Source organism: Burkholderia sp. E168m15, from assembly GCF_016586105.1.
Taxonomy (GTDB): Bacteria; Pseudomonadota; Gammaproteobacteria; order Burkholderiales; family Burkholderiaceae; genus Burkholderia; species Burkholderia orbicola.
This window is the reverse complement of record NZ_BCPO01000218.1, coordinates 1-1,727: the sequence shown is the minus strand read 5'-3', so window position 1 is coordinate 1,727 and position 1,727 is coordinate 1. Positions and strand designations below refer to the sequence as shown.

Genomic DNA, 1,727 nt, shown 5'->3' with positions numbered 1-1,727 from the left:
AGAATGCTCGATTCGCGCCGAACTGTACTTTTGTCCGCAGGCTCGATGTGTGTACTCGGCCCCAACTGTTCTTCTCTTAAGATTCGATCATCAAGTGCACAGTGCTGCAGATCCCGCTGTTCCGGGAACCCTGCCGGCGCATCTTCAAGAGAGAGCCAGTGCGATGGAAAAGGCAAAACCGGAGGGAAAGATCAGGAATCACGACGGCCCGGTCGGCGGGCGAAACACGTGCAACGCGTGCGTATCGGGCGCACACGGGGCGGCGGCGGCGGGGCGGCGCGCGCCGGCAGGAGACGCACGATGAAACTCTATGAAAAACTCGCGGACGACATCGAGCGGCTGATCCGCCAGGGTGTGTACCGGCACGGCGACCGGATTCCGTCGGTGCGGCAGGCGAGCCAGCAGCACCGGATCAGCATCACGACCGTGCTGCATGCGTATCTGCTGCTGGAAAGCCGCGGGCTGCTCGAAAGCCGGCCGCAGTCGGGCTATTTCGTGAACCTGCGGCGTGACGACGGCCATGCGCCGGTGCGCGAGCTGCGGCCGTCGAAGCCGATCGCGATCTCGTCGTCGGTGGACGTGAGCCGGCTTGTGCTGTCGACGTTGCGCTCGATCGGCACGGACGACGCGGTGCCGCTCGGCTCGCCGTACCCAGACCCGAGCCTGTTTCCGTTCGAGAAGCTGAACCGCTACGCGTACGCGGCCGGTCGCGACAAGTCGCTGTGGGGCGTGACCGACGGGCTGCCGCCGGGCCATCCGCGGCTGATCCGGCAGATCGCGCGGCGCTACCTGGAAAACGGAATGTCGGTGGACCCGAACGAGATCATCGTGACGGTCGGCGCGACGGAGGCGATCAACCTGTGCCTGCAGGCGGTCGCGAAGCCGGGCGACACGATCGCGGTGGAGTCGCCGACGTTCTACGCGATGCTGCATGCGATCGAGCGGATGGGGATGAAGGCGATCGAGGTGGCGACGCATCCGGAATACGGGATCGACATCGCGGCGCTGGCAGCGATCGCGAAATCGCAGCCGATCGCCGCGTGCATGGTGATGCCGAACTTCCAGAACCCGCTGGGTTTCCAGATGCCGGACGAGCGCAAGCGCGAACTGGTTGAGTTCGCAACGAAGGCCGGCATACCGATCATCGAGAACGGTGTGTATAACGAACTGTATTTCGGCGATACGCATCCGAGTTCGCTGAAGTCCTACGACCGGACCGGGATCGTGCTGCATTGTTCGTCGTTCTCGAAGAGCCTGACGGCCGCGTACCGGATCGGCTGGGCGCTGCCGGGCCGTTATCGCGATCAGGTCGAGAAGCTGAAGTTCCTGAATACGCTGGCGACGCCGTCATTGCCGCAGTTGGCGATCGCGGAGTTTCTGGAACGCGACGGCTATGAGCATCACCTGCGGCGCCTGCGCAAGGCGTATGCGCAGCAGGCGAATCTGATGCGCGCGATGGTGTCGCGGTTCTTTCCGGAAGGCACGCGCATTTCGAGCCCGGCGGGCGGGTACGTGCTGTGGGTCGAGTTGCCCGCGCAGGTCGATGCGATGCGGCTGTATCAGCTCGCGCTGGAGCAGGGGATCACGATTGGCCCCGGCTACATGTTCTCGATCACCGACAACTACCGGAATTTCATCCGGCTGAACTACAGCAGCCCGTGGTCGCCGGAGATCGAGCAGGCGGTGATCACGGTCGGGAAGCTGGCTGCAGCGTGCATGCGGTGAAC

1 protein-coding gene is annotated in these 1,727 nt (G+C 64.2%); it reads left to right on the top strand.

Annotation, left to right across the window (positions count from 1 at the left end; genetic code table 11):
- Positions 1-300: 300 nt before the first annotated feature.
- Positions 301-1,725, top strand: coding sequence for a PLP-dependent aminotransferase family protein (locus tag JMF86_RS33470; RefSeq protein WP_011545632.1), 1,425 nt, complete (start codon positions 301-303; stop codon positions 1,723-1,725).
- Positions 1,726-1,727: the final 2 nt, after the last annotated feature.